The sequence below is a fragment of the Novosphingobium kaempferiae genome (assembly GCF_021227995.1).
GTDB lineage: Bacteria > Pseudomonadota > Alphaproteobacteria > Sphingomonadales > Sphingomonadaceae > Novosphingobium > Novosphingobium kaempferiae.
Genome location: NZ_CP089301.1, coordinates 4,801,637 through 4,825,538 on the forward strand (window position 1 = coordinate 4,801,637; position 23,902 = coordinate 4,825,538).

The 23,902-nt window shown below is 64.9% G+C and carries 17 protein-coding genes; 12 read left to right on the plus strand and 5 right to left on the minus strand.

Annotated features, from left to right (window positions below; genetic code table 11):
* Window positions 1-4: 4 nt before the first annotated feature.
* Together LO787_RS26185 and LO787_RS26190 are read right to left on the minus strand one after the other, a co-directional pair.
* On the minus strand, window positions 5-769 hold the full coding sequence (locus LO787_RS26185) for an ATP-binding cassette domain-containing protein (protein ID WP_338045392.1): 765 nt from the start codon (window positions 767-769) through the stop codon (window positions 5-7).
* Complete coding sequence (locus LO787_RS26190) at window positions 681-1,577, minus strand: ATP-binding cassette domain-containing protein (RefSeq protein WP_338045393.1); 897 nt, start codon at window positions 1,575-1,577, stop codon at window positions 681-683. The genes LO787_RS26185 and LO787_RS26190 overlap by 89 nt, the downstream gene beginning before the upstream one ends.
* A 90-nt stretch (window positions 1,578-1,667) precedes the next feature.
* On the opposite strand from LO787_RS26190, the gene LO787_RS21820 reads away from it, so the two are divergent.
* The 3 genes from LO787_RS21820 (at window position 1,668) to LO787_RS21830 (ending at window position 5,647) form a co-directional block, all read left to right on the plus strand.
* The gene (locus LO787_RS21820; RefSeq protein WP_232493078.1) at window positions 1,668-2,249 is read left to right on the plus strand and encodes a TetR/AcrR family transcriptional regulator; all 582 of its coding nucleotides are present in this window, start codon (window positions 1,668-1,670) and stop codon (window positions 2,247-2,249) included.
* Window positions 2,250-2,456: 207 nt separating this feature from the next.
* A complete protein-coding gene (locus tag LO787_RS21825) occupies window positions 2,457-4,589 on the plus strand; it encodes a TonB-dependent receptor (RefSeq protein ID WP_232493079.1) in 2,133 nt (710 codons plus the stop codon).
* A complete protein-coding gene (locus tag LO787_RS21830; RefSeq protein WP_232493080.1) occupies window positions 4,589-5,647 on the plus strand; it encodes a PepSY-associated TM helix domain-containing protein in 1,059 nt (352 codons plus the stop codon). Before LO787_RS21825 ends, LO787_RS21830 begins: the two co-directional genes overlap by 1 nt.
* A 132-nt stretch (window positions 5,648-5,779) precedes the next feature.
* Here the strand turns inward: LO787_RS21830 and LO787_RS21835 are convergent, their stop codons facing one another.
* Both LO787_RS21835 and manD read right to left on the minus strand, forming a co-directional pair.
* Entirely contained in the window at window positions 5,780-6,520 is a 741-nt protein-coding gene (locus LO787_RS21835; protein ID WP_232493081.1) for a FadR/GntR family transcriptional regulator, read from the minus strand.
* A gap of 50 nt (window positions 6,521-6,570) precedes the next feature.
* Window positions 6,571-7,779: a D-mannonate dehydratase ManD gene (gene manD, locus LO787_RS21840; protein WP_232493082.1), complete on the minus strand. Its 1,209-nt coding sequence runs from the start codon at window positions 7,777-7,779 to the stop codon at window positions 6,571-6,573.
* Window positions 7,780-8,105: 326 nt separating this feature from the next.
* Between manD and LO787_RS21845 the strand changes: the two genes are divergently transcribed.
* The 3 genes from LO787_RS21845 (at window position 8,106) to LO787_RS21855 (ending at window position 15,879) form a co-directional block, all read left to right on the plus strand.
* On the plus strand, window positions 8,106-10,907 hold the full coding sequence (locus LO787_RS21845) for a TonB-dependent receptor (RefSeq protein WP_232493083.1): 2,802 nt from the start codon (window positions 8,106-8,108) through the stop codon (window positions 10,905-10,907).
* 75 nt (window positions 10,908-10,982) lie between these two features.
* Window positions 10,983-13,895 carry a glycosyl hydrolase 115 family protein gene (locus tag LO787_RS21850; RefSeq protein ID WP_232493084.1) on the plus strand — a complete coding sequence of 971 codons (2,913 nt, stop codon included), beginning with the start codon at window positions 10,983-10,985 and terminating at the stop codon, window positions 13,893-13,895.
* A 22-nt stretch (window positions 13,896-13,917) separates the two neighbouring features.
* Window positions 13,918-15,879, plus strand: a complete 1,962-nt coding sequence (locus tag LO787_RS21855; protein ID WP_232493085.1) for a glycoside hydrolase family 2 protein — start codon at window positions 13,918-13,920, stop codon at window positions 15,877-15,879.
* Window positions 15,880-16,730: 851 nt separating this feature from the next.
* Here LO787_RS21855 and LO787_RS21860 read toward each other — a convergent pair.
* Window positions 16,731-17,603: a LysR substrate-binding domain-containing protein gene (locus LO787_RS21860; protein ID WP_232493086.1), complete on the minus strand. Its 873-nt coding sequence runs from the start codon at window positions 17,601-17,603 to the stop codon at window positions 16,731-16,733.
* Window positions 17,604-17,765: 162 nt separating this feature from the next.
* On the opposite strand from LO787_RS21860, the gene LO787_RS21865 reads away from it, so the two are divergent.
* The 6 genes from LO787_RS21865 to LO787_RS21890 all read left to right on the plus strand — a co-directional run bounded on the left by LO787_RS21865 (window position 17,766) and on the right by LO787_RS21890 (window position 23,738).
* The gene (locus tag LO787_RS21865) at window positions 17,766-18,623 is read left to right on the plus strand and encodes a transketolase (protein WP_232493087.1); all 858 of its coding nucleotides are present in this window, start codon (window positions 17,766-17,768) and stop codon (window positions 18,621-18,623) included.
* Window positions 18,624-18,650: 27 nt separating this feature from the next.
* Window positions 18,651-19,658: a transketolase family protein gene (locus tag LO787_RS21870; RefSeq protein ID WP_232493088.1), complete on the plus strand. Its 1,008-nt coding sequence runs from the start codon at window positions 18,651-18,653 to the stop codon at window positions 19,656-19,658.
* 102 nt (window positions 19,659-19,760) lie between these two features.
* A complete protein-coding gene (locus tag LO787_RS21875) occupies window positions 19,761-21,077 on the plus strand; it encodes an MFS transporter (protein ID WP_232493089.1) in 1,317 nt (438 codons plus the stop codon).
* A 13-nt stretch (window positions 21,078-21,090) separates the two neighbouring features.
* Window positions 21,091-21,966, plus strand: coding sequence for an NAD(P)-dependent oxidoreductase (locus tag LO787_RS21880; RefSeq protein ID WP_232493090.1), 876 nt, complete (start codon window positions 21,091-21,093; stop codon window positions 21,964-21,966).
* Between the two features lie 112 nt (window positions 21,967-22,078).
* Window positions 22,079-23,446: a carbohydrate porin gene (locus LO787_RS21885; protein WP_232493091.1), complete on the plus strand. Its 1,368-nt coding sequence runs from the start codon at window positions 22,079-22,081 to the stop codon at window positions 23,444-23,446.
* An 85-nt stretch (window positions 23,447-23,531) separates the two neighbouring features.
* A complete protein-coding gene (locus tag LO787_RS21890) occupies window positions 23,532-23,738 on the plus strand; it encodes a hypothetical protein (protein WP_232493092.1) in 207 nt (68 codons plus the stop codon).
* Window positions 23,739-23,902: the final 164 nt, after the last annotated feature.

Sequence of the window (23,902 nt, forward strand, 5' to 3'; positions counted from 1 at the left end):
GTCATCACAATGCCAGTTCGATCCGACCTTCCACGCCGATCTCGCCGAGGAACGCCTCGTCATAGCTTACCACCAGCAAGGCGCCGTCGAATGCGGCCAGCGCCGTCTCGATCGCCCGAATGGAATCGAGATCGAGGTGATTGGTCGGCTCGTCGAGGATGAGCAACTCTGGCGGTGCATCGCCGCTGAGACGACAGGCAAGAGCGGCACGCAGGACCTGGCCTCCGCTCAGGGTGTCGACCACCTGCAGCGCGCTGTCGGCCCGGAACAGGAAACCGGCGAGCATCGCCCGGCAGGCGTTCTCGTCCTTGCCGGGATTGAGCCGCCGGAAGTTCTCGAGAATAGTCACCTTGCGATCCAGCAACGCGGCGTTCTGGTCCAGAAAGGCGACCGTACCGCCGAGCGCCATGGTGCCGCCGAGCAGGGCCAGATCGCCCGCGATCGTACGTAGCAGGGTGCTCTTGCCGCAGCCGTTCGGTCCAATCACCGCGATCCGTGCCGGGCCGACGATCGTGAGGTCGATATTCTGCCGGATCGGATGGCCGGGATTATGGCCGATCGTCGCCCCGCGCATCTCCAGCAGGGTGCGGCCCGAGGGAACTTTCGTCGTCGGAAGTACGATCGACAGCGATTGCAACACTTCGATCTTCGCCTGCGCCGCCGCCACGTCCCGCGCGGCGTCATTGCTCAGCCGGGCCTTCAGGCGCTGGTCGCCGCCGCCGCTGGCCTCGGCGGCGTTGCGCCGCGCCCCTGCGAGGATCTTCGGCATGTCGCCACGCGCAGCCTTGCGTGCTCCAGCGGCGCTGCTTGCGCTCGTCGGCGATCCGACTGCGGCGCGCGATTTCCGCCTGCCGCTTGCGGGCGTCGAGCAGGTCCTGTTCGGCGGCCTGCAGTTCCAGCGTCTTGCTCTGGCGATAAGCGCTCCAGTTTCCGCCATACTGCGTCGCCCCTAGCGTCGTCAGTTCGACGATGGCGTCCATACGCTCCAGCAGTTCGCGGTCGTGGCTGATCACGACCAGCCCGGCAGACCAGCCATCGACGAGCCGCAGCACTGCCTCTCGCCCCGCCCGGTCGAGATTGTTGGTAGGCTCATCGAGCAGCAGGAAGTCCGGCTCCGCAAAGATCGCCGCGGCCAGCGCCGCGCGCGTCCGTTGCCCGCCCGAGAGCCCTGCCAGCGGTGTCGTTGTCAAAGCTTCCAGCCCGACGCGGGCGAGGGCTGCGTCGATGCGTTCCTCGATTGTCCAGTCGGCCCTTTCGAGATCGTCTATTGTCGCTTCTCCATCGGCCGCGCGGGCCAGGACCTCTAGAGCGGCGCGCACGCCGAAGAGATCGGGGATGCTGTCCGATGCCGCCGGCTGCACGACCTGATGCATCAGGTGAACCGTCCCGACCGTCGAGCATGAACCGGACGAAGGCGTCAGGTGGCCGGCCATGATCCGCAGCAGCGTGCTTTTTCCCACGCCGTTGCGCCCGAGCAGCCCTGTGCGTCGCGGACCGAAATTCAGATCGATCTCATGCAGGACCGGATGCCCGGTGGGGGTAACCCAATTTACGCGAGACAGGGAAATGGCAGACAAATACGACTCGCTTCGATATTAACGGCACTATATCGTGTCGTTTTATAGAAGCCCGGTCAACGGCTGGGTGTGAAGGGAAGTCAGAAGGGCATGGGCCGACCGACGAAGGTGCAAGCGCAGGCATGGACGCAGGCACTGCTTGATGCGGCGCGCAGGCTGTTCTGCGAGCGGGGCTATGCGGGCGCTTCGCTTGACGAACTGGCCATGCGCCTGCGCTGCTCCAAACATTCGATATACCGCCGCTTCGCCGACAAGGAGGCGCTTTTCGTGGCGGTGGTCGATCGCGATGTTGCCGACTTCATCTCAGAGCTCAGTGCCTCGGAAGCGCCCGCCTCATCGCCCGAAGAGACCTTGCGTGCAATGGCGCGGACCTACTTCGGCTTCGGCGCTTCGCGGAACCATGCCGCATTGTATGCAGCAATGAATCTGGAAGCGACCACTTCGCCTCGGCTGCGTATCCTCGCGATGCAATGGGCCGAGCAGGCGCTCAAGCCGTTACGAGATGCGGTTGCGGTTGCCGTCCCTGCGGCTGATTCCGGTGAGTTGTGCGAAATTCTGATCGACCTGCTCGATGGTGCAGCGAACAGGCTCCGATTGAGCGAGGACATCCCTGCAACAATTGACGCTGCTTTTTCGATCAGGTGGGATTTCTTTGTGAGAGTGCAGATGTGAAATCATGGCGTGGATGCTGTTGGGTACGTTCAACTCGATGCTTGACCGTCCGACCGGGCCGCCATGCGGGGGGAGGGATGACAAGGAGCGGCAGAATCGGCCGTAGGAATATCGAGAGCCGCAGGCGATCCAATGCATGCTACTGCGAGTGACTTGCAAATGCAGGCGGTAACGTTATGAGGCCGACCAATTAGGGAGGCCCCAAAGATGATCCGTCATTCGATGCTCGTACTGCCGCTTGCGCTAGTGGCGACCCCGGTCTTTGCCCAGGACGTCGAACCGGACGAAGGCATCGTCGTGACTGCGGCCCGCACTGTGCTCCCGGTCAACGCCCTGCCGCTGACAGTCGATGTCATCGACAACGCGGCGCTCAACCAGCAGGTGGCCATCGGGGGCTCGATCGTCGATGCTGTGTCCGCACTGACGCCTTCGTTCTCGCCCACGAGGCAAAAGCTGTCGGGCGCTGGCGAGACACTGCGCGGCCGCTCGCCGCTCTACGCGATCAACGGTATTCCGCAAACCGCCCCGCTGCGCGACGGCGCACGGGACGGATTCTCGATCGATCCGTTCTTCGTCGATCGAGTTGAGGTCATCTATGGCTCCAATGCGCTGCAAGGCATCGGCGGCACCGGCGGCATCGTCAACCAGGTGACAGTCGGCCCGCCGAAACAGGACGGGATCTCCGGCCGGGTGCTTGTGCAGGGCAATTCGGACTCCGGCTTCAGCGGCGACGGCAAGGGCGGCAAGGTCGCAGGCCTCATCGGCTGGCGTCAGGAGCGCTTCGACGCGACGGTGGGTGCCGCCTTCGAGAAGCGCGGGGTGTTCTACGATGGTCACGGCGATAGGGTTGGCACCGATCTGACGCAAGGCGAGACGCAGGATAGCCGCTCTTGGTCGGTCTTCGGTCGTTTCGGTTATGCGGTGTCGGACACGGCGCGGCTAGACCTCATGGTCAATCGCTTCCAACTCAAGGGCGAGGGCGATTTCATCGCCGCCAACGGGGACTACAGGCGCAACCTGCCAACCACCTCGGTTCGCGGTACGCCTCCGGGCGTGCCTGCCACTAACCGGACGGAAAGCGCGGCGCTGACTTATACCGATTCCGATCTTTGGGGCGGCAATCTCATGCTCCAGGGGTTCTTCAACCGGTCGCGCGATACTTACGGCGGCGAGGTTGCTCCGATCGCCACTTTCCAGGATGCCGTGATCGCGCCGATCGGCACGCTGTTCGATCAGTCGCAGAACCGCAGTCGCAAGTACGGCGGCAAGTTCTCCTACGAACGCAAGGTGCCGGGCTTCGAGGCGCTCACCGCCACGATCGGCCTCGACGTGCTCTATGACAAGACCGAGCAGCGCCTCATCGCCACCGGTCGTGCGTGGGTGCCGCCGGCCGAGTATCGCAGTCTCGCACCTTTTGCGCAGGCGAACCTTGCGCTGTTCGACGAAAAATTGCACCTCGCGGGCGGTGTACGGCACGAGGACGTGCGGATCACCATCGACGACTACCGCACGCTTGCCAGCTACGGCGGCGGCTTCGCGGTATCCGGCGGGACGCCCAAGTTCAGCGATACGCTACTCAACGGCGGCGTCATCATCGAGCCGTGGAAAGGCATCCGGGCCTATGCCAGCTATGCGGAAGGCTACACCGTGCCTGACGTCGGCCGCATCGCGCGCGCGGTGAACCGGGCGGGCGTCGATATCGACAATTACGTCAACATCAGCCCGATCGTGTCCAACAATCGCGAACTGGGCGTCGAAGTGAAGCGCGGTCCGCTCGACGCAAGTGCGGCCTACTTCTGGTCCACCAGCAAGAACGGCTCGCTACTGGTGCAGAGCGGCGGCGTGTTTGAAGTGCAGCGCCAGCGCGTCGAGATCCAGGGGCTGGAGATCAACCTTTCGGCCCAGACACCGATACCGGGCCTGACGCTCTCGACCGGATACGCGCACCTGATCGGCCGCACCGACGGTTCGGACGACGACATTTACGAGGTCGACCGCGATCTCGACGGTGCGAACATCTCGCCCGATCGCCTTAATCTCGCGGCCAGCTACCGCCAGGGGCCACTGTCCGCGCGCGTCCAGACCCAGTTCTTCCTCTCGCGCAAGTTCGAACGGACGCCGGGCAACTACGACGACATCTATAGCTTCGGCGGCTACAATGTCACCGACCTCAGCGTGCGCTATGATACGGCATTTGGCGGGCTGACGCTTTCGGCGCAGAACATCTTCGACAAGTTCTACATCGACTACTACACCCAGACGGTGCGGCCGACCGATAACGCCCACTTCTTCGCTGGACGCGGTCGCAATTTCACGCTGGGCTGGGATTATCGCTTCTGATGAAGCTGCTGGACGCCTTGCACCGCTGGAGCGGAGGGCTTGTCGGCCTGCTGCTGGCGCTGGTAGGCCTGACCGGCGCGATCCTTGTCCACCGCGACGCCTGGGTCATGCTGCCTCATGCCGGGGATACCCAGGTGCAGGAGACGCAGGCGCTGGCGGCAACGACAGTCGCACTCATGGCCGATCCGACCCGGCAGCCGCAATCGATCACGTTCGCCAATGCAGGGTTCGGACTCGACCGGTTGACCTATAAAGGCGGGGCCGGGGCTTACGTCACGCAGGCAGGTGAGCCGGTGCTCGAATGGAGCAGCCAATGGGCCCGGCCAGAATTGTGGCTGTCCGATTTCCACCAGCACCTGTTCGCAGGCGAGGCGGGAGAGACAGTGATCGGCGTCACCGGTCTTTGCGGGGTATTCTTCGTGGTCAGCGGAACCATATTGTGGTGGCGCACGCGCCGGACCTTCGAGTTTCGTCTCAGGCCTGCGCGGATGACCCGCCCGTCGATCGTTCGGCACCATCGCGACCTTGGGATAGTCGTCGCGCCGGTGCTGGCATTGTCGCTAGTGACGGGCACCGTGCTCGTGTTCCGGCCGCTGGCATCCGTCATCCTCGGACCGGGGGCACCCGCCGAGATCGATGGAGCGCTGAAACCCCCGGCAGCAGCGGTGGTGCAGCTTTCGGACGATCTGGACTGGGAGGCAATGATCCGCACGGCGCGCCTGCGATTCCCCGATGCGGAAGTGCGCAGCCTTTCACTGCCTCGCGCGGGCAGCGGCCTCATCACCCTGCGCATGCGTGGGCCGGAAGAGTGGCTGCCCAATGGCCGTACAACGGTATGGTTCGCTGCGGATACCGGGCGGATGGTGGCAGTTCGTGATGCCGTCGAGCTTCCTGCAAGGGTAATGGCGTACAACGCGCTGTATCCGCTCCACGCAGGCAAGGTCGGCGGACTGATGTTTCGCCTCGTGATGACGCTTTCGGGCCTCGGGCTGGCAATGCTGGGAACATTGGCGGTCTGGTCGTTCTGGTTCAAGCGGCCCAGGGCGCGAGTTAAGTGACCTCATCCTGCGACATGGTTCCGTCGGATATGGGTGAACCGCTGCTTTCTCGTCCAGCCTGGGCAGGGCCAGGACCAAGCCCTCCTTGACCTTGAATGAGAACCTTCAAATCGAATCGATACTCGGCGCGCTTCAGGACTGAGTAATGCGCCGCCGCTTTTCGCTGATTTCGTTCCGGGCCTTCTCGATCAGTTCGAGTTCCGTGACGGCGAGCAGGTCTTCGGATACGCGGGTCAGGTGCGCGCGCATGGCTGTGCGGGCGCCGTCGCTGTCGCCGGCCTTCAGGGCCTCATAGATGCGCCGGTGCTCGCCGGGACGCGGGTTGATGCCTGAGCGGCGGGCCTGCTGGAACATGTGGCGGCACAGCGGCGACTGTTCGCGCAAGTCCCACAAGTGCTCGATAGCCTGTGCGACCAGCGAGCTCTGCGTCCCTTCGGCGATGGTCATGTGAAACAGTCGGTCGAGCGCCAGCTCCTCGGGAGAGGCCGGGTCGAGCGCCTCCATCTGTTCGAGGATTGCGTCCAGTTCGTGCAGTTGCGCGTCGGTCATGACGCGGGCGGCGAGGGCTGCGCCCTCGCCTTCGAACATCAGCCGTGCCTCCACCAGTTCGAAGGCGCCGACGTTGAGTTCGCGCGGAGGACTGGCGGCGGGCAACTGTTCGACGACATAGACGCCCGAGCCGTGGCGCACTTCCACCAGCGCGCGGATTTCCAGCGCGAGCATCGCCTCGCGGATGGTCGGGCGGCTCACCTCGAACGCCTCGGCCAGATCGCGTTCGGGGGGCAGGCGCGTACCCGGCGGGTATTCGCCGCCGGATATGCGCTGTTCGATTTCCTGGGCGACGCGTTGATAGAGTTTGAGCCTTGCCGACATTCTGTGCGGGTTGTCACAAGCATGGACGACCCGCAAGAATTCTTGCCGCATCACCAGTTCCACATCGTTCCATCGGAGAGGCGCGCCACAGGGAGGTAAGCGGGCTTGTACGGGTATTTTGCGGCCAGATTCTCGTCGATATCGACGCCGTGGCCGGGAGTTTCGCCGCAGAACAGCTCGCCCTTCTCGAAGTGGTAGTCGTGCGGGAAGACGGCGTCGGTCTCCTCCGAATGGCGCATGTATTCCTGGATGCCGAAGTTGGGCACCCAGGTATCGAAGTGCAGAGCGGTGCCCATCGTGACCGGCGAGAGGTCCGTTGCGCCGTGGCAGCCGGTGCGGATCTGGTAGAGCGCGGCAAGGTCGGCGATGCGGCGCAGGTGCGTGACGCCGCCTGCGCCGACGATGGTGCAGCGGATGTAGTCTATCAGCTGGTTCTGGATAAGATCCTTGGCGTCCCAGATCGTGTTGAAGATCTCGCCCACGGCCAGCGGGGTTACGGTATGCTGGCGGACCAGCCTGAAGGCTTCCTGGTTCTCGGCCGGGGTGCAGTCCTCCAGCCAGAACAGCTGGTAAGGCTCCAGCATCCTGCCCAGATTCGCGGCTTCCTGCGGGGTGTAGCGGTGGTGGCCGTCGTGCAGCAGGTGATGGTCGAAGCCATAGGTTTCGCGCAGCGTCTCGAACAGCTTCGGCACATAGTTCAGCGCCTTGCGCGTATCCCAGCCGGTGACCGAAGGGAGGGCGGCGTCGGCGGGCTCGTAGTAGAGCTTGCCGCGCCCGACGCCGTAGGCATCCTTGATGCCCGGCACGCCGGTCTGGGCGCGGATCGCCTTGTAGCCCATGTCGATGTAGTGGCCGACGGCATCCACTGTCTCGGCGATGTCGCTGCCGTTGGCATGGCCGTAGACCATCACGCCGTCACGGCTGCGCCCGCCGAGCAACTGATAGAGCGGCATCCCCGCCATCTTCGCCTTGATGTCCCACAGCGCCACATCGACGGCGGCGATCGCGCGCATCGTCACCGGGCCGCGCCGCCAGTAGGCGCCGCGATAGAGGTACTGCCAGATATCCTCGATCCGGCGCGGGTCCATGCCGATCAGGCATGGGATCACATGCTCTTCCAAATACGCAACCACCGACTTCTCGCGCCCGTTGAGCGTCGCGTCGCCGATGCCGTGAACCCCCTGATCGGTCATGATCTTGAGGGTCACGAAGTTGCGACCGGGGCAGGTCACGATGACCTTGGCCGAAGTGATCTTCACTGTGTTCTCCATTGAGCGCCGCGCCGGTTGCTTTGTTCGACCGGGCTGACCGTCCTGATAAGTTATCAGATAACATCGAATCAAAATCAGGCAAGCATCCTGGGCGAGTGCCGATAATACTAGGTTGTGCCTAGGCCTGGCTTGGCGCAATTCAACGGATCAGGCGCGTCATCGCATTCATTCTCGCGACATTTTCGCAGAAGGGATATATCACATAAATCACTTGAAGAAAGTTTTCCGGCGTGTAGTGACGAACTGGTCATTCCACTTTGCGAAAAATTGTCCGGTCAATCCGGTGGCGCAGTGGGGCGGAGAGGGAGAAAGTCATGGCGCGTAGGACACCTGCATATCGTATCGTCGCAAAGACACTGGTTTCGGTGTCGGTCAGTTGCCTTGCCATCGCGTCGGCGCAGGCGCAGGAAAGCGACGAGGCCGTGGCCGAAGCGCAGGCTCAGGAAGCGCCCGCCGTCCCCGCCGAGGGTGGCGACATCGTCGTCACCGGCTTTCGCGAATCCATCCGCAGCGCCCTATCGGTCAAGCGGCAGAGCGTGTCGGCGGTCGACGCCATTGTCGCGCAGGACATCGCGAACTTCCCCGACCAGAACCTTGCCGAGTCGCTGCAGCGCATCCCCGGTGTCGCCATCGCCCGCAGCAACGGCGAGGGCAACACGATCACCGTGCGCGGCCTTGGCCCGGACTTCACCCGCGTCCGCCTGAACGGCATGGAGACGGTGGCGACTACGCCCGACAACACCGGGCGAGGTTTCAACTTCAACGTCTTCGCATCTGACCTGTTCAACTCGATCGTCGTCCATAAGACCGCCGAGGCGCAGTTCGACGAAGGCTCGCTGGGCGCAGTCGTCGATCTCAACACCGGCAATCCCCTGGCTGGCAAGGCGGGGCTCACCGTCGCCGGGTCCGCCAAGGTCCAGTACAACGATCTCAACGACAACGTCGGCCCGCGCCTGTCCGGCCTGATCCGCTGGCGCGATCCCGATGGGCGCTGGGCCGCGTCGGTATCCGCCGCCTATGCCAAGTACACGACGACCCGCGCCGGCCTGCATACGGTGGGCTGGCAGCAGGGGCGCTTCAATTCGGTGGAGGGCACGCCCTGCTTCACGACGCAGGGTAGCGGTGGCACGTATGTGCCCAGTGCATCGTGCGATGCGGCGGCGCTGTCCTATCACCCGCGCATCCCGCGCTATGGTGCGATCAAGTTGGGTGTCGAGCGTCTGGGCGTGACCAGTTCGCTGCAGTTCGCGCCGACCGACCGCACCAAGATCAGCATCGACGGCCTCTATGCCAAGTACAATCAGGACTACAGCGAGCAGTGGGGCCAGGTCCTACTGCGCAGCGAAGAGCGCCGGATCGACCTGCTCGACTATACCATCGACCCCGCGACCAACACGATGACATCCGCGACGCTTGGCAACGTGCAGCAGCGCGTGGAGCACCGTCAGGACAAGTCCTCGACCGAGTTCTACCAGATCGGCGGTAAGCTGGAGCAGGAGTTCGGCGACAGCTTCAAGGCGACCCTGTTCGGCGGCATGTCCCGCTCGGTTGGCAAGGCGCCGCACCAGACGACCGTCATCATCGATCGCAAGACGCGCGGCAACTACAGCTACGACTTCACCGACATGAAGGCGCCGTCGCTGGTCATCGACAACCATTCGACCGACCCGAACGACTATGTCGTCACCGAAATCCGCGATGACGAGCAGTATACGAAGAACACCTTCCGCACCGTCAAGCTGGATACCGAGTGGACGCTCAACGACGAGCTGAAGCTGCTGGTCGGCGGCGCGCTGCGTCGCTTCGGGTTCTCGGGCACGCAGGGCGGGCGGTCGTCCACCTACTGCGCCGCCTATGGCTGTGCGCCGGGGCAGACCGGCTATCAGCTGACCGACGATCTGGCCTATGTCTGGGATCTGCCGAAGTCGGGCCAATCGGGCAACACGTCTTCGTTCGTGATGCCCCAGGTGGGCGATATCGTGGACAAGCTGAACTTCTATGCCCGTCCGATCGTGCCGAACGCCAACGCGGACCGCGGCGTTATCGAGAAGACGTCCACCGCGTACTTCCAGTTCAACGTCGAGAGCGAGCTGTTCGGCCTGCGCTATGCCGCCAATGCCGGCATGCGCTATGTCCGCACGCAGCAGAACTCGCGCGGGATCACCGCGGGGCAGGAGGTCTTCGTCTCGCGGTCCTATGACGACTGGCTGCCCGCGTTCAACGTCGCCCTGTTCCCGACCGAAAGCCTGATCCTGCGCGGCGCCATATCCAAGGTCATGAAGCGCCCCTCGCTGGGCGACCTGACCCCGGGCGGCAGCCTTGACGATTTCGACTATCGCGTGAACTTCGGCAACCCGAACCTCGACCCCACCCGCGCGACCACTTTCGATATCTCGGCCGAATGGTACTTCGCACCGGGCGCGCTCGTCTCGGTCGGCCTGTTCGCGAAGAAGGTGGACAGCTTCCCGATCGGCCAGACCCGCATCGGCACGTATGCCTCCACCGGCCTGCCGACCTCGCTCATCCGTCCGAACTCTCCGGCGGGCGCGGATCTGGAAGGCCGTCCGTGGTCGATCAGCCAGCCGATCAACGGTCCGGGCGGCACGCTCAAGGGCGTGGAAGCGGGCCTGCAGCTGCCCTTCACGTTCCTGCCGGGCTTCCTCAGCAATACCGGCTTCGTCGGCAACGTGACTTATCTGGACTCGAACTTCACCTACAGCGCCTTCGGTCCGGCCACCAATGCCAACGCGGCGAGCTTCCCCGCGCTGACGCCCACCGAAGTGGATACCGCATTCCTAGGATCGTCGAAGTGGTCGTCCAACGTGACGCTCTACTACGAGGACGAGAAGTTCGCGCTGCGCGGCTCGCTCGCCTATCGCGGTGGTTACAACGAGGGCACCGGCGTTTACGGCAACATCCTGTCGGGGCGTAACAGCACCCTGAATTTCGACGCCTCGATGCGCTACCAGCTGACTCCGGCAGTGGCGCTGACGCTGGAAGGCATCAACCTGACCGACGAGGCCGACGACGCCTATGTCGATGCGACGACCGGCCTGCCGGAGCGCTACCAGACCACCGGCCGCATCCTGATGGCGGGCGTCCGCGTCGGCTTCTGATCGGTCGCGAGAAAGTGCCCCTGACATGGGGGCGAAAATAATGAAAGGAAAGAGCGGATGAAGGCGGGCGCACGGATGGGTCGATATTTGCTGGGCGCTGCCCTGCTGGGCGTTCCGGCGTGCCTGCCCTCCCTGTTGGTGCCCGCCGCTCATGCAAAGACGGCAGCCACGTTCCCGCTAGTCGCGGAGCGCAGGGCTCCGACGATCCATGTCGATGCGGGCGATGCGACCGTCGTCTCCATCGCGGCAAAGGCGTTCGCGGGTGACGTTCAGGCGGTGAGCGGTACCCTGCCGCAAGTCTCCACCGCCGCGCCTTCCGGCGATCTGGCGATCGTTGCGGGCACGATCGGCAAGTCCGCCGCGATCGACCGGCTGGTGGCTGAGGGCAAGCTGTCCGTCGCCGCGATCAAGGGGCAGGCGGAGGGCTATGTCGTCGCGGTCGTCGATGGGGGCGTGCCGGGCGTCGGGCGCGCGCTCGTCATCGCGGGCGCCGACCGGCGCGGGACGGCTTACGGCATCTTCCACCTTTCGCGCATGATCGGCGTCTCGCCGTGGACATGGTGGGCGGATGTGAAGCCGCAGCAACGCGCCACCATCGATCTCGCCGTGGACACGATCACGCAGAAGTCCCCCTCGGTGAAGTACCGCGGCTTCTTCATCAATGACGAGGACTGGTCGATCCGCCCATGGGCGGAAGAGAAGGATCCGACCGGCACCATCGGCCCGAAGACCTATGCGCAGGTCTGCGAGCTGCTGCTGCGCCTGCGTGCCAACCTGCTGTGGCCGGCGATGCACAAGGTGACGACGGCGTTCAACCTCGATGCGCAGAACGCAAAGGTCGCGGATGACTATGCCATCGTCATGGGTGCCAGCCATGCCGAGCCCATGCTGCGCAACAACGTGGGGGAATGGAGCCATGCGGAGCGCGGCGAATATAACTACGACACCAACGGCCCCGCGGTCCTCGAATACTGGCGCGAGCGGGTGAAGACCAACGGCGCCTACGAGAACCTCTACACCATCGGCATGCGCGGCATTCACGACAGCGCCATCGTCGCGGGGCACGAGGCAGACGGGGTGAAGCTGCTGGAGAAGGTCGTCGCCGACCAGCGCGAACTGTTCCGCAGCGAACTGGGCCGCGATCCCGCCACCGTCCCGCAGGTCTTCGTGCCTTACAAGGAAGTGCTCGACGTCTACCGCAAGGGAATGAAGGTTCCGGAGGACGCGATCCTGGGCTGGGTGGACGACAACCACGGCTACATCCGCCAGCTTTCGACCAGCGCCGAGCAGAAGCGCCCGGGCGGGGGCGGCGTCTATTACCACATCTCCTACTGGGGCAAGCCGAACGACTATCTCTGGCTGGACAGCACGCCACCGGCGCTGATCGGGGAGGAGATGGGCAAGGCCTATGCCACCAATGCGCGCGCGATGTGGATGCTCAACGTCGGTGACATCAAGCCGGGTGAGAAGGGCGCCGAGTACTTCCTCGATCTCGCCTACGACTTCGACGGCACCAGCCGCCTTGGCCAGCACGACTGGCTGAAGCAGTGGGCGAGCCGGACTTTCGGCGCCGAGCAGGCCGGGGCCATCGCCGATGTACTGGGCGAATACTACCGCCTCAACTTCGCCCGCAAGCCCGAGCACATGGGCTACAACGACGAGGAACTGGGCATCCAGGGGACCGACATGTCGCCGGTAGCCTACGGGGACGAGGCCGACCGCCGCGTCGCCGCCTATCTCGCGCTGGATGCGAAGGCGACGCAGATCGCGGCGGCACTGCCGCAAAGTGCGCGCGACGGGTTCTTCCAGCTGGTGCAGTACCCGATCCGGGGCAGCGCCGGGATGAACGAGAAGATCCTCAGCGCCGACCGCAGCTTCCTCTATGCATGGCAGGGCCGCGCCAGCACGAACCTTTATGCCGAGCGCGCGGTGGCCGCCTTCCGCAGCGTCAAGGCGGCGACGGCCACCTACAACGTCATCGGCGACGGTAAGTGGACGCGCTTCATGGACGATGCGCCGCGCTATCAGTCGGTGTTCTCCGCGCCGCCGGTGGGCAAGGTTGCGCCGTCGGCCAGCGCAGGGCTCGGCATCGCGGTCGAAGGATCGGTCGACGCCCTGGTTGCCGCGCCTGCAAAGGCCGAGGCCGACTACGGCCTGCGGATGGAAGCATGGCGCAACAAGGGTGCAAGGGCGGACAGCCTGCCCGCCTTCGTGCGCGCCACCGGGCAGCGCCACTTCATCGACGTGTTCGCGACCGGCACCGCCGCGCCGGAGTTCACCGTTACCGCATCCGACCCGTGGATCCGCGTCGACCGCTCGGACGTGCGGCTGGGTGGAGACGTGCGCGTATGGATCTCCATCGACTGGGCGCGCTTCACCGGCAATACCCAGCGCAAGGGGCAGGTCGTGATCACCGGCGGCGGGATCGAGCGCGCCATCGCCGTCGTCGCCGATCCCATGACAGCACCGGCGGGAACGCTGGTCGAGGACAACGGCGTCGTCTCGATAGAGCCGCATCACTATGCCATGCTGCGCAGCAGGACCGGCGGCTGGCGCCACGTCCCGGGCCTCGGTCGCAGCGGTCATGCGCTGGAAAGCGGGGCGCAGACACCGAGCGCGACCGATGCTTCCAGCGCGCCTTACGCCGAATATCGCTTCGTCACCCGCGGCAGCGGCGCGGCCAAACTGCGCATGGGGCTGGTCCCGACGTTCCCGCTGAACGCGGAGCACGGCCTGCGCTATGCCGTGTCCATCGACGGCGCACCGCCGCAGGTGGTCGACGTGGAGGCGAACAAGAACTGGGACGATGCCGTCCAGCGCGCGACGAGCGTGACGAGCACCGACTGGACCCTCGGCAAGCCCGGCGCCCACACCTTGCGCGTCTATGCGATGGACCCCTGCCTCGTGCTCGATTCGATCGTCGTCGATCTTGGCGGGCTGCAGAAATCCTACATGCCGCCGCCCGAAACCGTGGCCCGAAAGCCCTGATTTACCCCGCTTCGAAAAGGATATGACGCGCGTGCGCACTCTCAAGCTCCTCTCCTCCGTGCTGTGCCTCTCGGCCGCCGTCGTGGCGCCCGCCATGGCCCAGATCCAGGGCGATCTTGAACAGGGGCCGGTGGTCTACGAAACCGACCTCATGACCAGCTGGGGCCGTGCGGTGACGCCGCAGAACGCCTGGCGCAGCTATCCCCGCCCGCAAATGGTTCGCTCCCAGTGGCAGAACCTGAACGGCAAATGGGATTATGCGATCGAGAAGGACACGGCGGGCAGGCCGGCGTCGATGCAGGGCAAGATCGTCGTCCCCTTTGCTATCGAATCGAAGCTGTCGGGCGTGCGCAAGCCGCTGCTGCCCGATGACCGGCTGTGGTATCGCCGCGACTTTTCCGTGCCTGCCGAATGGTCGGGCCAGAACGTGCTGCTGCACTTCGGCGCAGTGGACTATGCCGCCGACGTCTGGGTGAACGGCGCGCTGGTGGGATCGCACAAGGGCGGCTTCACCCCGTTCCAGTTCGACGTCACGCGCTATCTCAAGGCGGGCGGCAACATGCTGGAAGTGCGCGTGGCCGATCCGACGTCCACCGGCAGCCAGCCGCGCGGCAAGCAGGCGCTGAACCCGCACGGCATCTGGTACACGCCCGTCAGCGGCATCTGGCAGACGGTATGGATGGAGCCGGTGCCCGCGCTGCACATCGCCGAAGTGCGCGCCGTCCCCGATATCGATCAGGGCCGCCTCGACGTGGAAGTGGCGATGAGCGGCGAGATGCAGGACAGCGACGCCATCCGCCTGACCGCGATGGCGGGCGGCAAGGTGATCGCGACCAAGGTGGTCCGCGCGGGCCGCCATGCCGTACTCGACATTCCGCAGGCGCACCTGTGGTCGCCCGACGATCCCTATCTCTACGATCTCGTCGCCGAACTGGTGACGGTGGAGCCACCGCTGGGCGGAGAGGGCAAGGCCCCGAAGTCGGAGCGCCGCAAGATCCGCTTCACCGCGAAGGAAGAACAGCTCTATGCCGCACTGTCACCGCGCGGCGCCGCGCGCGACACGGTGAAGGGCTACTTTGCCATGCGCAAGGTTGCGATCGGCAAGGGCGGCGTCGCGGGCCAGCCGGTCATGCTGCTCAACAACAAGCCATTGTTCCAGAACGGCGTGCTCGACCAAGGCTGGTGGCCCGACGGCCTGCTGACGCCGCCTTCGGAAGAAGCGATGCGCAGCGACATCGTCTGGCTGAAGAAGGCCGGCTTCAACATGCTGCGCAAGCACATCAAGGTGGAGCCTGCACAGTATTACGCCGATGCCGACCGGCTTGGCATCCTGGTCTGGCAGGACATGCCCTCCGCCGGGCTGGAAGGGCAGTTCGTGGTGGGCGCCAGCCAGTCGCAGGCGGTCTTCACCAGCGAGGACATGGCGCAGCAGCAGTTCGAACTCTCGCGCATGGTCGGGCACTTGCGCGCGTTCCCCTCGATCGTCACCTGGGTGGTCGATAACGAGGGTTGGGGGCAGTACGACAGCCAGACGCTGGCGCGCTTCGTCAAGGGCATGGACCCCAGCCGCCTCGTCGATGCCGACAGCGGCTGGCTGGACGTCGCGGCGGGCGCGTCCGACATGCTGGACATCCACACGTACGAGGAAGTGCCCAATACCCCCGCGCGCGATGCGGACCGCGCGGTGGTGATCGGCGAATACGGCGGCATCGGCCTGCCCATGCGCGAACACCTCTGGCGCCCGGGCGAACGCAACTGGGGCTATCAGTCCGCCACCGACGCGAAGGACTACCTCGCCCGCTACCGCCTCAAGTTCGACGAGATCGTGCGGCAGGCGAAGGAGCGTGGCCTGTCCGCAGCGGTCTACACCCAGACCACCGACGTGGAGGACGAGATCAACGGCCTGCTGACCTATGATCGCACGAAGTCGAAGGTGCCGCCCGAGGAACTCGCGAAGCTGGCCGCTCCGCTGTATTCGAAGTAAAAGCGATCAATGTGAAATGATGATCCGGCGCTGGGAGATTTGGCCTGCTGTCGGATTAATGTTTGCCGAAGCAGGATGATTAGAATGTTCAATACGAAAGATGCTCGATACGTCGCGCGCCTTGCTCTGTGAACGAAGCGCGCGAGTACTTCGCTCGACGAACTGCTTTTGCGCCTACTTCGCTTGAAGCGCTCGATCTGCCGCTGCGTCGCTGTAAAGGAGGCGCTTTTCGTCGCGGTGATGAGTGCATAGGCGAGGTCGAGATGGCTCAGCATGAGTATAGTGGTGGGCATAGCGCAGCTGATCGCGCTTCTTGCTGACCCGTTCGTGGACAGTGGCATAGAGTCCGTCCCCCTTCAGCGTCCCCTCGCGGAGAAGCCCTTCCTGGATCACGGAGTTGATTTCGGAGCGAGTTTCGCGGCCGGATGCGAATACCGCGGTGGCTGCGTTCCTCTGCGGAGAGCGACAGCCAGGTTTCGGCCGCCTGTGCGGCAGTTCGACGTGCACGCTTACATTATCGCCAAGCACTGTCGGCGCAGCGCTGGTAATTCCCGTATTTGCAAGCGCGGCAACTCGGTGATCTCGGCGTCTTACGAGGATACCTCTCCGCTGTACCGCCGACCGATCTGCGCAAGACGTTCCAATCCGCCAAGCCGGACCTCTAACTCGTCGACACCAGCCGCCGTGGTTACGTCTAGATGCAGATCACGCCGGAGGCGGTGAAGGGCGAGTGGCATCTCACTGCCTACGATCGCGCAGCGCACGACGGCGGGGCACTACCGAGGGCCTGTCGGTCGAATTGAGCGAATGTCGCTTCGCCGAGGCATGCCGCATATGCAGATACCGGCTTCTCACGCGGCCGGTATCTGCAATTCGTCGAGCAGCCAGGCTTCGAACGCCTTGATGATCGGCCGTTCGGCATGGATCAGCGGATAGACGAGCGAGTGCAGGGTCTCGCGGATCGCGCTGCCGGGCAGCGGCGCGACGAGACGGCCTTCCGCGATCTCGCGCTGGGCCAGCCGAGTCGATTCGAGCGCAACGCCAAGCCCGTTGGCGGCGGTGGCGATCACCATGAAACTGCGGTCGAAGCGCATCGCGTAGCTGGACGGCGGCGGCAGGCCGTTGCTCTCGCACCAACGCGCCCATGTCACCCGGTTGCGGTCGCCGTTGATGAGCGGCAGCGCCATGACGTCCGCCGCGCTTGCGATCGACGCCGCGAGCGTCGGCGTGCAGAGCACGGTCACTTCTTCCTCACCCAGCGGCACCGCCTTTACCGGGCCGGGCAGGGGCGTGCCGTTGACGATGTCGGCATCGACTTCATCGGCGGCGAAGCGTGAATAGTCGGTGCTTGCGGTAATCCGGATATCCATCCCCGGGTGACTGCTCAGGAACGCCGGAAGTCTTGGGGTCAGCCACAGCGCCGCGAAACTGGGGGCAGCGTGGAGGCGCAGAAAGCGCGCGCGGCGAGACGACACTTCCTCAAGCCCGCGCCGAATCTCGACGAACCCGGCAGCGACGTGGCGGTAGAGCACTTCACCGTCCGCGCTGAGCTTCACCTGCCGCAGCGAACGGTCGAACAGGCGCGTGCCAAGGTTGTTCTCCAGCTTGGTGATGGCGTGGCTGACGGCACTGGGCGTCAGCCCGAGTTCGTCGGCGGCAAGCCGGAAGGAACCGTGGCGGGCGGCGGTCTCGAAGACGCTGAGGGGTTGTAACGCTATCGGCATAGGTGAACCTGATTCATCTAATAGTGTGAAAGCGTCATTTGTCACAAGCGCAATCGCGATTGATAAAGCGGCAACAGATCAGAAAAACTGACGCCGAGAGGATCGCACCAGAAGTCCGCAGTCCGGGCCGCGGGCAATCTCCTCGCGTCGTGAGGAGTATCAATGTCGATTTCCGCAACCAACATGCCGGTCGCCGAGCTTTCGCGCCGGGCCTACAACATTCGTCGCCATGCGCTGAAGATGGGCCAGGTTCAGGGTCAGGGCTATGTCGGTCAGGCGCTTGGCGTTGCCGATGTGCTGGCCGTCTCGTACTTTCGCGCGCTGACCTACCGCCCCGGCGAGCCGGAGTGGGAAGGCCGCGACCGCTTCCTGCTTTCCATCGGCCACTATGCCATCGCGCTCTACGCCGCGCTGATCGAGGCGGGGGTGATCCCGCTCGAGGAACTGGAGACTTACGGTTCGGACGATAGCCGCCTGCCGATGTCGGGCATGGCTTCGTACACGCCGGGCATGGAGATTTCGGGCGGGTCGCTGGGTCAAGGACTTGGGATCGCGGTGGGGATGGGCCTCGGCCTCAAGCGCAAGGGCAGCGGCCAGTTCGTCTACAACCTGATGTCGGACGGCGAACTGGGCGAAGGCTCGACCTGGGAAGCCGCCGCATCGGCCGCACACTGGAAGCTAGACAATCTCATCACCATCGTCGACTTCAACAACCAGCAGGCCGACGGCCCCTCCACGCAAGTGCTGGGCATGGGCGACATCGCCGCCAAGTTCGCGGCGTTCGGCTGGCACGCGCAGTTCGTGGACGGCAACGACATGGAAGCGCTCGTCGAAGCCTTCGACAAGGCGCGTGAACTCGAAGATCCGCGCCCCCGCGTCATCGTCGCCGACACCCTGATGGGTCGCGGCGTGCCGTTCCTGGAGGAGCGCGAGAAGACGCACTTCATCCGCGTCGACGAGGACGAGTGGGACAAGGCTATCGAGGTGCTCGACGCCGGCTACGCCGCCGCAGCCGCCTGATCCTCCCGATTTTCGAAAGAGATTTCCATGTCCGTTGAAGCACCCGCTAAACCGCGCCTGAAGACGTCCGCGATGATCGCGTCGATCGCCGCCGAGGGCCAGCGCACCGTCGCTGCCCCGTTCGGCCACGCGCTCTCGAAGCTGGCCGAGACGAAGCAGAACATCGTCGGCATGTCCGCCGACCTCGCCAAGTACACTGACCTGCATATTTTCGCGGCTAACCACCCCGACCGGTTCTACCAGATGGGCATGGCCGAACAATTGCTCATGATGTCGGGCGCAGGGATGGCGCGCGAGGGGTTCCAGCCCTGGCTGACGACTTATGCCGTGTTCGCCGCCCGCCGCGCCTACGACTTTCTGTGCCTCGCCATCGCCGAGGAAGGGCTGGACGTGAAGGTGTGCTGTGCGCTGCCCGGCCTCACCACCGGCTATGGCCCCTCGCACCAGGCGACCGAGGATCTCGCGATCTTCCGCGGCATGCCCGACCTCACCATCGTCGATCCGTGCGACGCGATCGACATCGAGCAGGCGGTGCCGCAGATCTCCGACCACAAGGGCGCAGTCTACATGCGCCTGCTGCGCGGCAAGGTGCCCGCCGTCCTCGACGAGTACGATTACAAATTCGAACTCGGTAAGGCGAAGATGCTGCGTGACGGCGCCGATGTGCTGTTCATCTCCTCGGGCCTGATGACCATGCGCACCCTCGAAGCCGCCGACCGCCTGCGCGCCGACAAGGTCGAGGCCGCCGTGCTCCACTGCCCGACGATCAAGCCGCTCGACGAGAAGACCATCATCGAGGCCGTTGCAGCCAGGCCAGGTCGTCTGGTCGTGGTCGCGGAGAACCATTCCGTCATCGGCGGCCTGGGCGAAGCGGTCGCCGCCTGCCTGCTCGGCAGCGGCACGGTGCCCTCGGGCTACCGCCAGATCGGCCTGCCCGACAAGTTCCTCGACGCGGGCGCGCTGCCCACGCTGCACGACCGCTACGGTATTTCGACCGATCAGGTCGTTGCCCGTACCCTTTCCTGGCTGGGTTAACACCTCCGGGTCGCAACGGGAGCGCTTCGAGACCGTTTTCTCCCAACCGGTCGCGGGGCGCTCCCAAACCCAGTATCCAAAGAACATAAAAGGAGAGAGGCCGTGAGTCTCGCAACCGAGATGCCCCGGGACGTGCCCGTGGTGAAAGACGAACATCGCGAACGCACCTACGCCAAGGTGACCTGGCGGCTGATGCCGTTCCTGTTCTTCTGCTTCTTCGCCGCGTACCTCGACCGCGTGAACGTCGGCTTCGCGAAGTTGCAGATGGCGAGCGAACTGGGCCTGAGCGAATACGTCTATGGCCTTGGCGCCGGCATCTTCTTCATCGGCTATTCGCTGTTCGAGGTGCCCAGCAACCTCATCATGCACAAGGTCGGCGCGCGGCTGTGGATCGCGCGGATCATGATCACCTGGGGCATCATCTCGGGCCTGTTCGCCTTCGCGCAGACGCCGATGCACTTCTACATCCTGCGCTTCCTGCTGGGCCTTGCCGAGGCCGGGTTCGCGCCGGGCGTGCTGCTCTACATCACCTACTGGTTTCCCTCGGCCCGCCGGTCTCGCGCGATGTCGATCTTCTTCATCGCCATTCCGATCTCGGGCGTGCTCGGCTCGCCGCTGTCGGGCTGGATCATGGACACCTTCCACGGTTCGTCGGGCTGGGGCGGCTGGCGCTGGCTGTTCCTGCTCGAAGCGATCCCCGCGCTCGTCGCCGGTATCGCCACCTTCTGGATGCTGCCGAACCGCCCGGCGGACGTCGACTGGCTGACCGCCGACGACAAGCGGATGATCGAGGCCGATCTCGCCGAAGACAACCGCGAGAAAACCACGCACATGTCGGTCCGCCAGTTCCTGGCCGACAAGCGCCTGTGGCTGCTCAGCCTGCTCTACTTCTGCATCGTCATGGGACAGTACGCGATCTCGTTCTGGCTGCCGACGATGGTGAAGGCGGCGGGCGTCACCGATCCGCTGGAAAACGGGCTCATCAGCGCGATCCCCTTCCTGTTCGCGGTCGTCGTCATCCTCGTCCTTGCCCGCAGCGCCGACCTTCGCCGCGAGCGTCGCTTCCACCTGATGCTGCCGATGGCGATGGGCGCGATCGCCCTTGCGCTCTCGCCGCTGGCGATCGGCAACCTGCCGCTTTCGGTGCTGATCCTCTCGTTCGCCACCGCCGGGCTGCTGACCCAGACCGCGCAGTTCTGGTCGATCCCGCCCGCCTTCCTCGGCGGCGTCTGGGCGGCGGCAGGCATCGGCGCGATCAACGCGATCGGCAATGTCGCGGGCTTCGTCTCGCCCTTCGTCATCGGCTGGGTGGTGGACGCCACCAAGTCGCTGTCGGCCGGGCTCTACACCATCACCGCGGTCGAGCTGATCGGCGTGGCCCTCGTGCTGCTGATCCCCGCCCGTCAGGTCAATCGCTGAGGAATTTCGTACAATGAGCAAGGTAGCATTCGTCGGCCTGGGCGCCATGGGCATGCCGATGGCCCTCAACCTCCTGAAAGCGGGCCACACGGTCACCGGCTTCGATCTGCGCACCGAACCGATGGAGGCTCTGGTCCAGGCAGGCGGTTCCTCCGCCACCAGCGCGGCGGGCGCGGCCAAGGAAGCCGACGTGCTGATGTTGATGGTGGTAAACGCCGCGCAGGCCCGCTCGGTCCTGTTCGACGGCGGCGCGTTGACCGCTCTGCCCGAGGGCAGTGTGGTCCTGCTGACAGCGACTTGCCCGCCGATGGAAGTCGCCGCGATCGCATTGGAAGTCGAGGCCGCAGGCCGCCGCTTTGTCGATGCGCCGGTTTCTGGCGGCACGGCGGGGGCGAAGGCAGGCTCGCTGTCGATGATGGTCGCCTGTTCGGACGCGCTGTTCGCGGAGTTGAACCCGGTGCTGTCGGGCGTCGGGGGCAAGCTGTTCCATGTCGGGCAGAGTGCCGGGCAGGGCTCGGCGGTGAAAGTTGTCAATCAGTTGCTGTGCGGCGTCCACATCGCTGCCGCTGCCGAGGCCCTGGCGCTGGCCAAGCAGGTGGGCGTCGAACCCGCGATGGCGCTGGAGATCCTCGGCGGATCGGCGGCGGCCAGTTGGATGCTCAATGATCGCGGGCCCCGCATGCTGGAGGCCGAGCCCGAAGTGACGAGCGCCATCGACATCTTTGTGAAAGACCTCGGCCTCGTGCTGGAGGCCGGGCGCGGCGCCAAGGCGGCGACCCCGCTGGCGGCACTGGCGCACCAGTTCTTCCTGAGCACCTCGGGACGCGGCGACGGCACCGTCGACGACAGCCAGGTGATCCGAGCCTACGACCTGCTCAACGGGGCCTAAGCCCTAACCCCTAAACCAAGCTGAGACGGGCTGCCGGAACCACCGGCACGCCGCCGGGCGCGCATATGCGCCCGGCGAGCGGCCCGCTGCGTCCATCCGAGAGGACACTGAAATGCCTGCAGCCACGCTTCCCCCGCCGCCTCCCTCGATCGAGGTCGTGCAGGTTGCCGCACGCGATACCAAGGACCAGACCTGGTCCACTGAGACGACACCCAGGCAGTCGGAACCGTTGGAGCGTTCCGGTCCGAAGACCGCCGCCGCCTCCGCCCCGGCCGAACAGCCGCACCTGCTGGGTGACTGGGCGGGCATCCGCACTTCGCTGGAGGACATCGGCATCAAGCCGACCGTCAGCTACATCGGCTTCGTCGCGGGCAACCTCAATTCGGGTACCACCAAGCAGGCGCAGTACGCCGGGCAGCTGGGCGTCAGTCTCGATTTCGACATGGGCAAGATCGCCGGGATCGAGGGCGGCACCTTCCGCGCCGCCGTCACCAACCGCCATGGCAACAACATCAACGACACCAATCACCTCGATCTGCTGCAATACCCGCAGGGCGTGTTCGGCGCCGGGCAGATCTGGCGTCTGGCGGGCCTGTGGTATCAGCAGAATGTGGGGCCCGCCGAGATCAAGCTGGGCAAGGTGTCGATGGGCGAGGACTTCGGCTCCACCACCTGCCACTTTCAGAGTCTGTACTTCTGCGGCGTCGTGCCGGGGCACACCAGCTTCAACTACTGGTACAACTTTCCCGTCACCACCTGGGGCGGCCGGGTGAAGGTGAAGGACAAGCTGGGCTACACGATGGTCGGCGTATACCAGCGCAACGACAACGTGTTCCCGCAGAACAAGGGCTTCTACATGGGCTTCAAGGGCCAGGGCGCATTCGTCGCGGTGGAGCGCGGGTTCGACGTGAAGCTGGGCGGCAATCCGAAACTGGCAGGCACCTATAAGCTCGGCGCGTTCTTTGACACGTCGAAGAGCAATAACCTCGTCTATGACGACAACGGCGGCTTCGCGCAGATGACCGGCGACCCGCTTGCCCGCGAGCGCGGCCGGGCGAGCATATATGCCGTCGCGCGCCAGCAATTCACTGCGGCCGATGCCGACGGCGCGGGCGCTCTGGAAGGCTTCTTCAACTTCGTGAGTGCCGACCACCGGACCAACAAGCTGGTCAATGTCATCACGGCGGGAGTCACCTATTCGGGCCTGATCCCCGGACGCCCCAAGGACCAGATCGGTCTCGCAGTCGGCCGCTCGCGCGTGAACCGCAACTTGCGAGAGCTGCAGGACGCGCGTAATGCGGCACTGGGCGAGAACATCGAGCCGCAGACCAACGAATACGCGATCGAGGCGAACTACTCGATCGCGCTGATGCCCGGCCTCAGCCTGCGTCCGAACCTGCAGTGGTACATCAATCCGGGCGGCCGTCAGGGCGCCAGGGATGTGCTCGTCGCGGGCACGGGCGTGTTCGCCAACTTCTGACGACACAGGGGGACCGGGCGCATGGCGTGGCCCCGGTCCCGGTCCGGTTCAGGCGACGAAACCTCATTCGTAGGTCGTGTCGAACTTGCACACGCTCGATATGGAGATGCGCTCGGCCCTGGCGCCGAACACGCCCGCGACCGCAGGCTACGCAACGTCGGTCTGCAGCGCCGTCTCGTCGTTTCCCCTGTTCGTGGGCGAGCACGGTTCCAGCAGCGGCATCTTCGACGGCGAAGTGGCAGTTGATGCGGCCACGCGCACGGCGTCGGTTTGGTCAAGTGCATCTGTATGAAGACGATACTCGGCAAGGACGTGAAGATCGAACAAGGATGATCTGGACGCTGGCGCGCTGCCTCTTGCTGGGCCTTGTCGCCGTCGTTCCAGCGCATCCACCTGCTCGCCGATGTCTTCCAGCGCCTCGCGGCGCCGAGCGGTCGGGCTTCGGTGTAGACACGG

What these genes read in the sequence shown, in the direction of transcription:
- LO787_RS21885 (WP_232493091.1), top strand. Translation starts at nt 22,079, where the DNA reads ATGCCTGCAGCCACGCTTCCCCCGCCGCCTCCCTCGATCGAGGTCGTG.
- LO787_RS21860 (WP_232493086.1), bottom strand. Translation starts at nt 17,603, where the DNA reads ATGCCGATAGCGTTACAACCCCTCAGCGTCTTCGAGACCGCCGCCCGC.
- LO787_RS26185 (WP_338045392.1), bottom strand. Translation starts at nt 769, where the DNA reads ATGCCGAAGATCCTCGCAGGGGCGCGGCGCAACGCCGCCGAGGCCAGC.
- LO787_RS21845 (WP_232493083.1), top strand. Translation starts at nt 8,106, where the DNA reads ATGGCGCGTAGGACACCTGCATATCGTATCGTCGCAAAGACACTGGTT.
- LO787_RS21830 (WP_232493080.1), top strand. Translation starts at nt 4,589, where the DNA reads ATGAAGCTGCTGGACGCCTTGCACCGCTGGAGCGGAGGGCTTGTCGGC.
- LO787_RS21880 (WP_232493090.1), top strand. Translation starts at nt 21,091, where the DNA reads ATGAGCAAGGTAGCATTCGTCGGCCTGGGCGCCATGGGCATGCCGATG.
- LO787_RS21870 (WP_232493088.1), top strand. Translation starts at nt 18,651, where the DNA reads ATGTCCGTTGAAGCACCCGCTAAACCGCGCCTGAAGACGTCCGCGATG.
- LO787_RS21820 (WP_232493078.1), top strand. Translation starts at nt 1,668, where the DNA reads ATGGGCCGACCGACGAAGGTGCAAGCGCAGGCATGGACGCAGGCACTG.
- LO787_RS21865 (WP_232493087.1), top strand. Translation starts at nt 17,766, where the DNA reads ATGTCGATTTCCGCAACCAACATGCCGGTCGCCGAGCTTTCGCGCCGG.
- LO787_RS21855 (WP_232493085.1), top strand. Translation starts at nt 13,918, where the DNA reads ATGACGCGCGTGCGCACTCTCAAGCTCCTCTCCTCCGTGCTGTGCCTC.
- LO787_RS21850 (WP_232493084.1), top strand. Translation starts at nt 10,983, where the DNA reads ATGGGTCGATATTTGCTGGGCGCTGCCCTGCTGGGCGTTCCGGCGTGC.
- LO787_RS21825 (WP_232493079.1), top strand. Translation starts at nt 2,457, where the DNA reads ATGATCCGTCATTCGATGCTCGTACTGCCGCTTGCGCTAGTGGCGACC.
- LO787_RS21835 (WP_232493081.1), bottom strand. Translation starts at nt 6,520, where the DNA reads ATGTCGGCAAGGCTCAAACTCTATCAACGCGTCGCCCAGGAAATCGAA.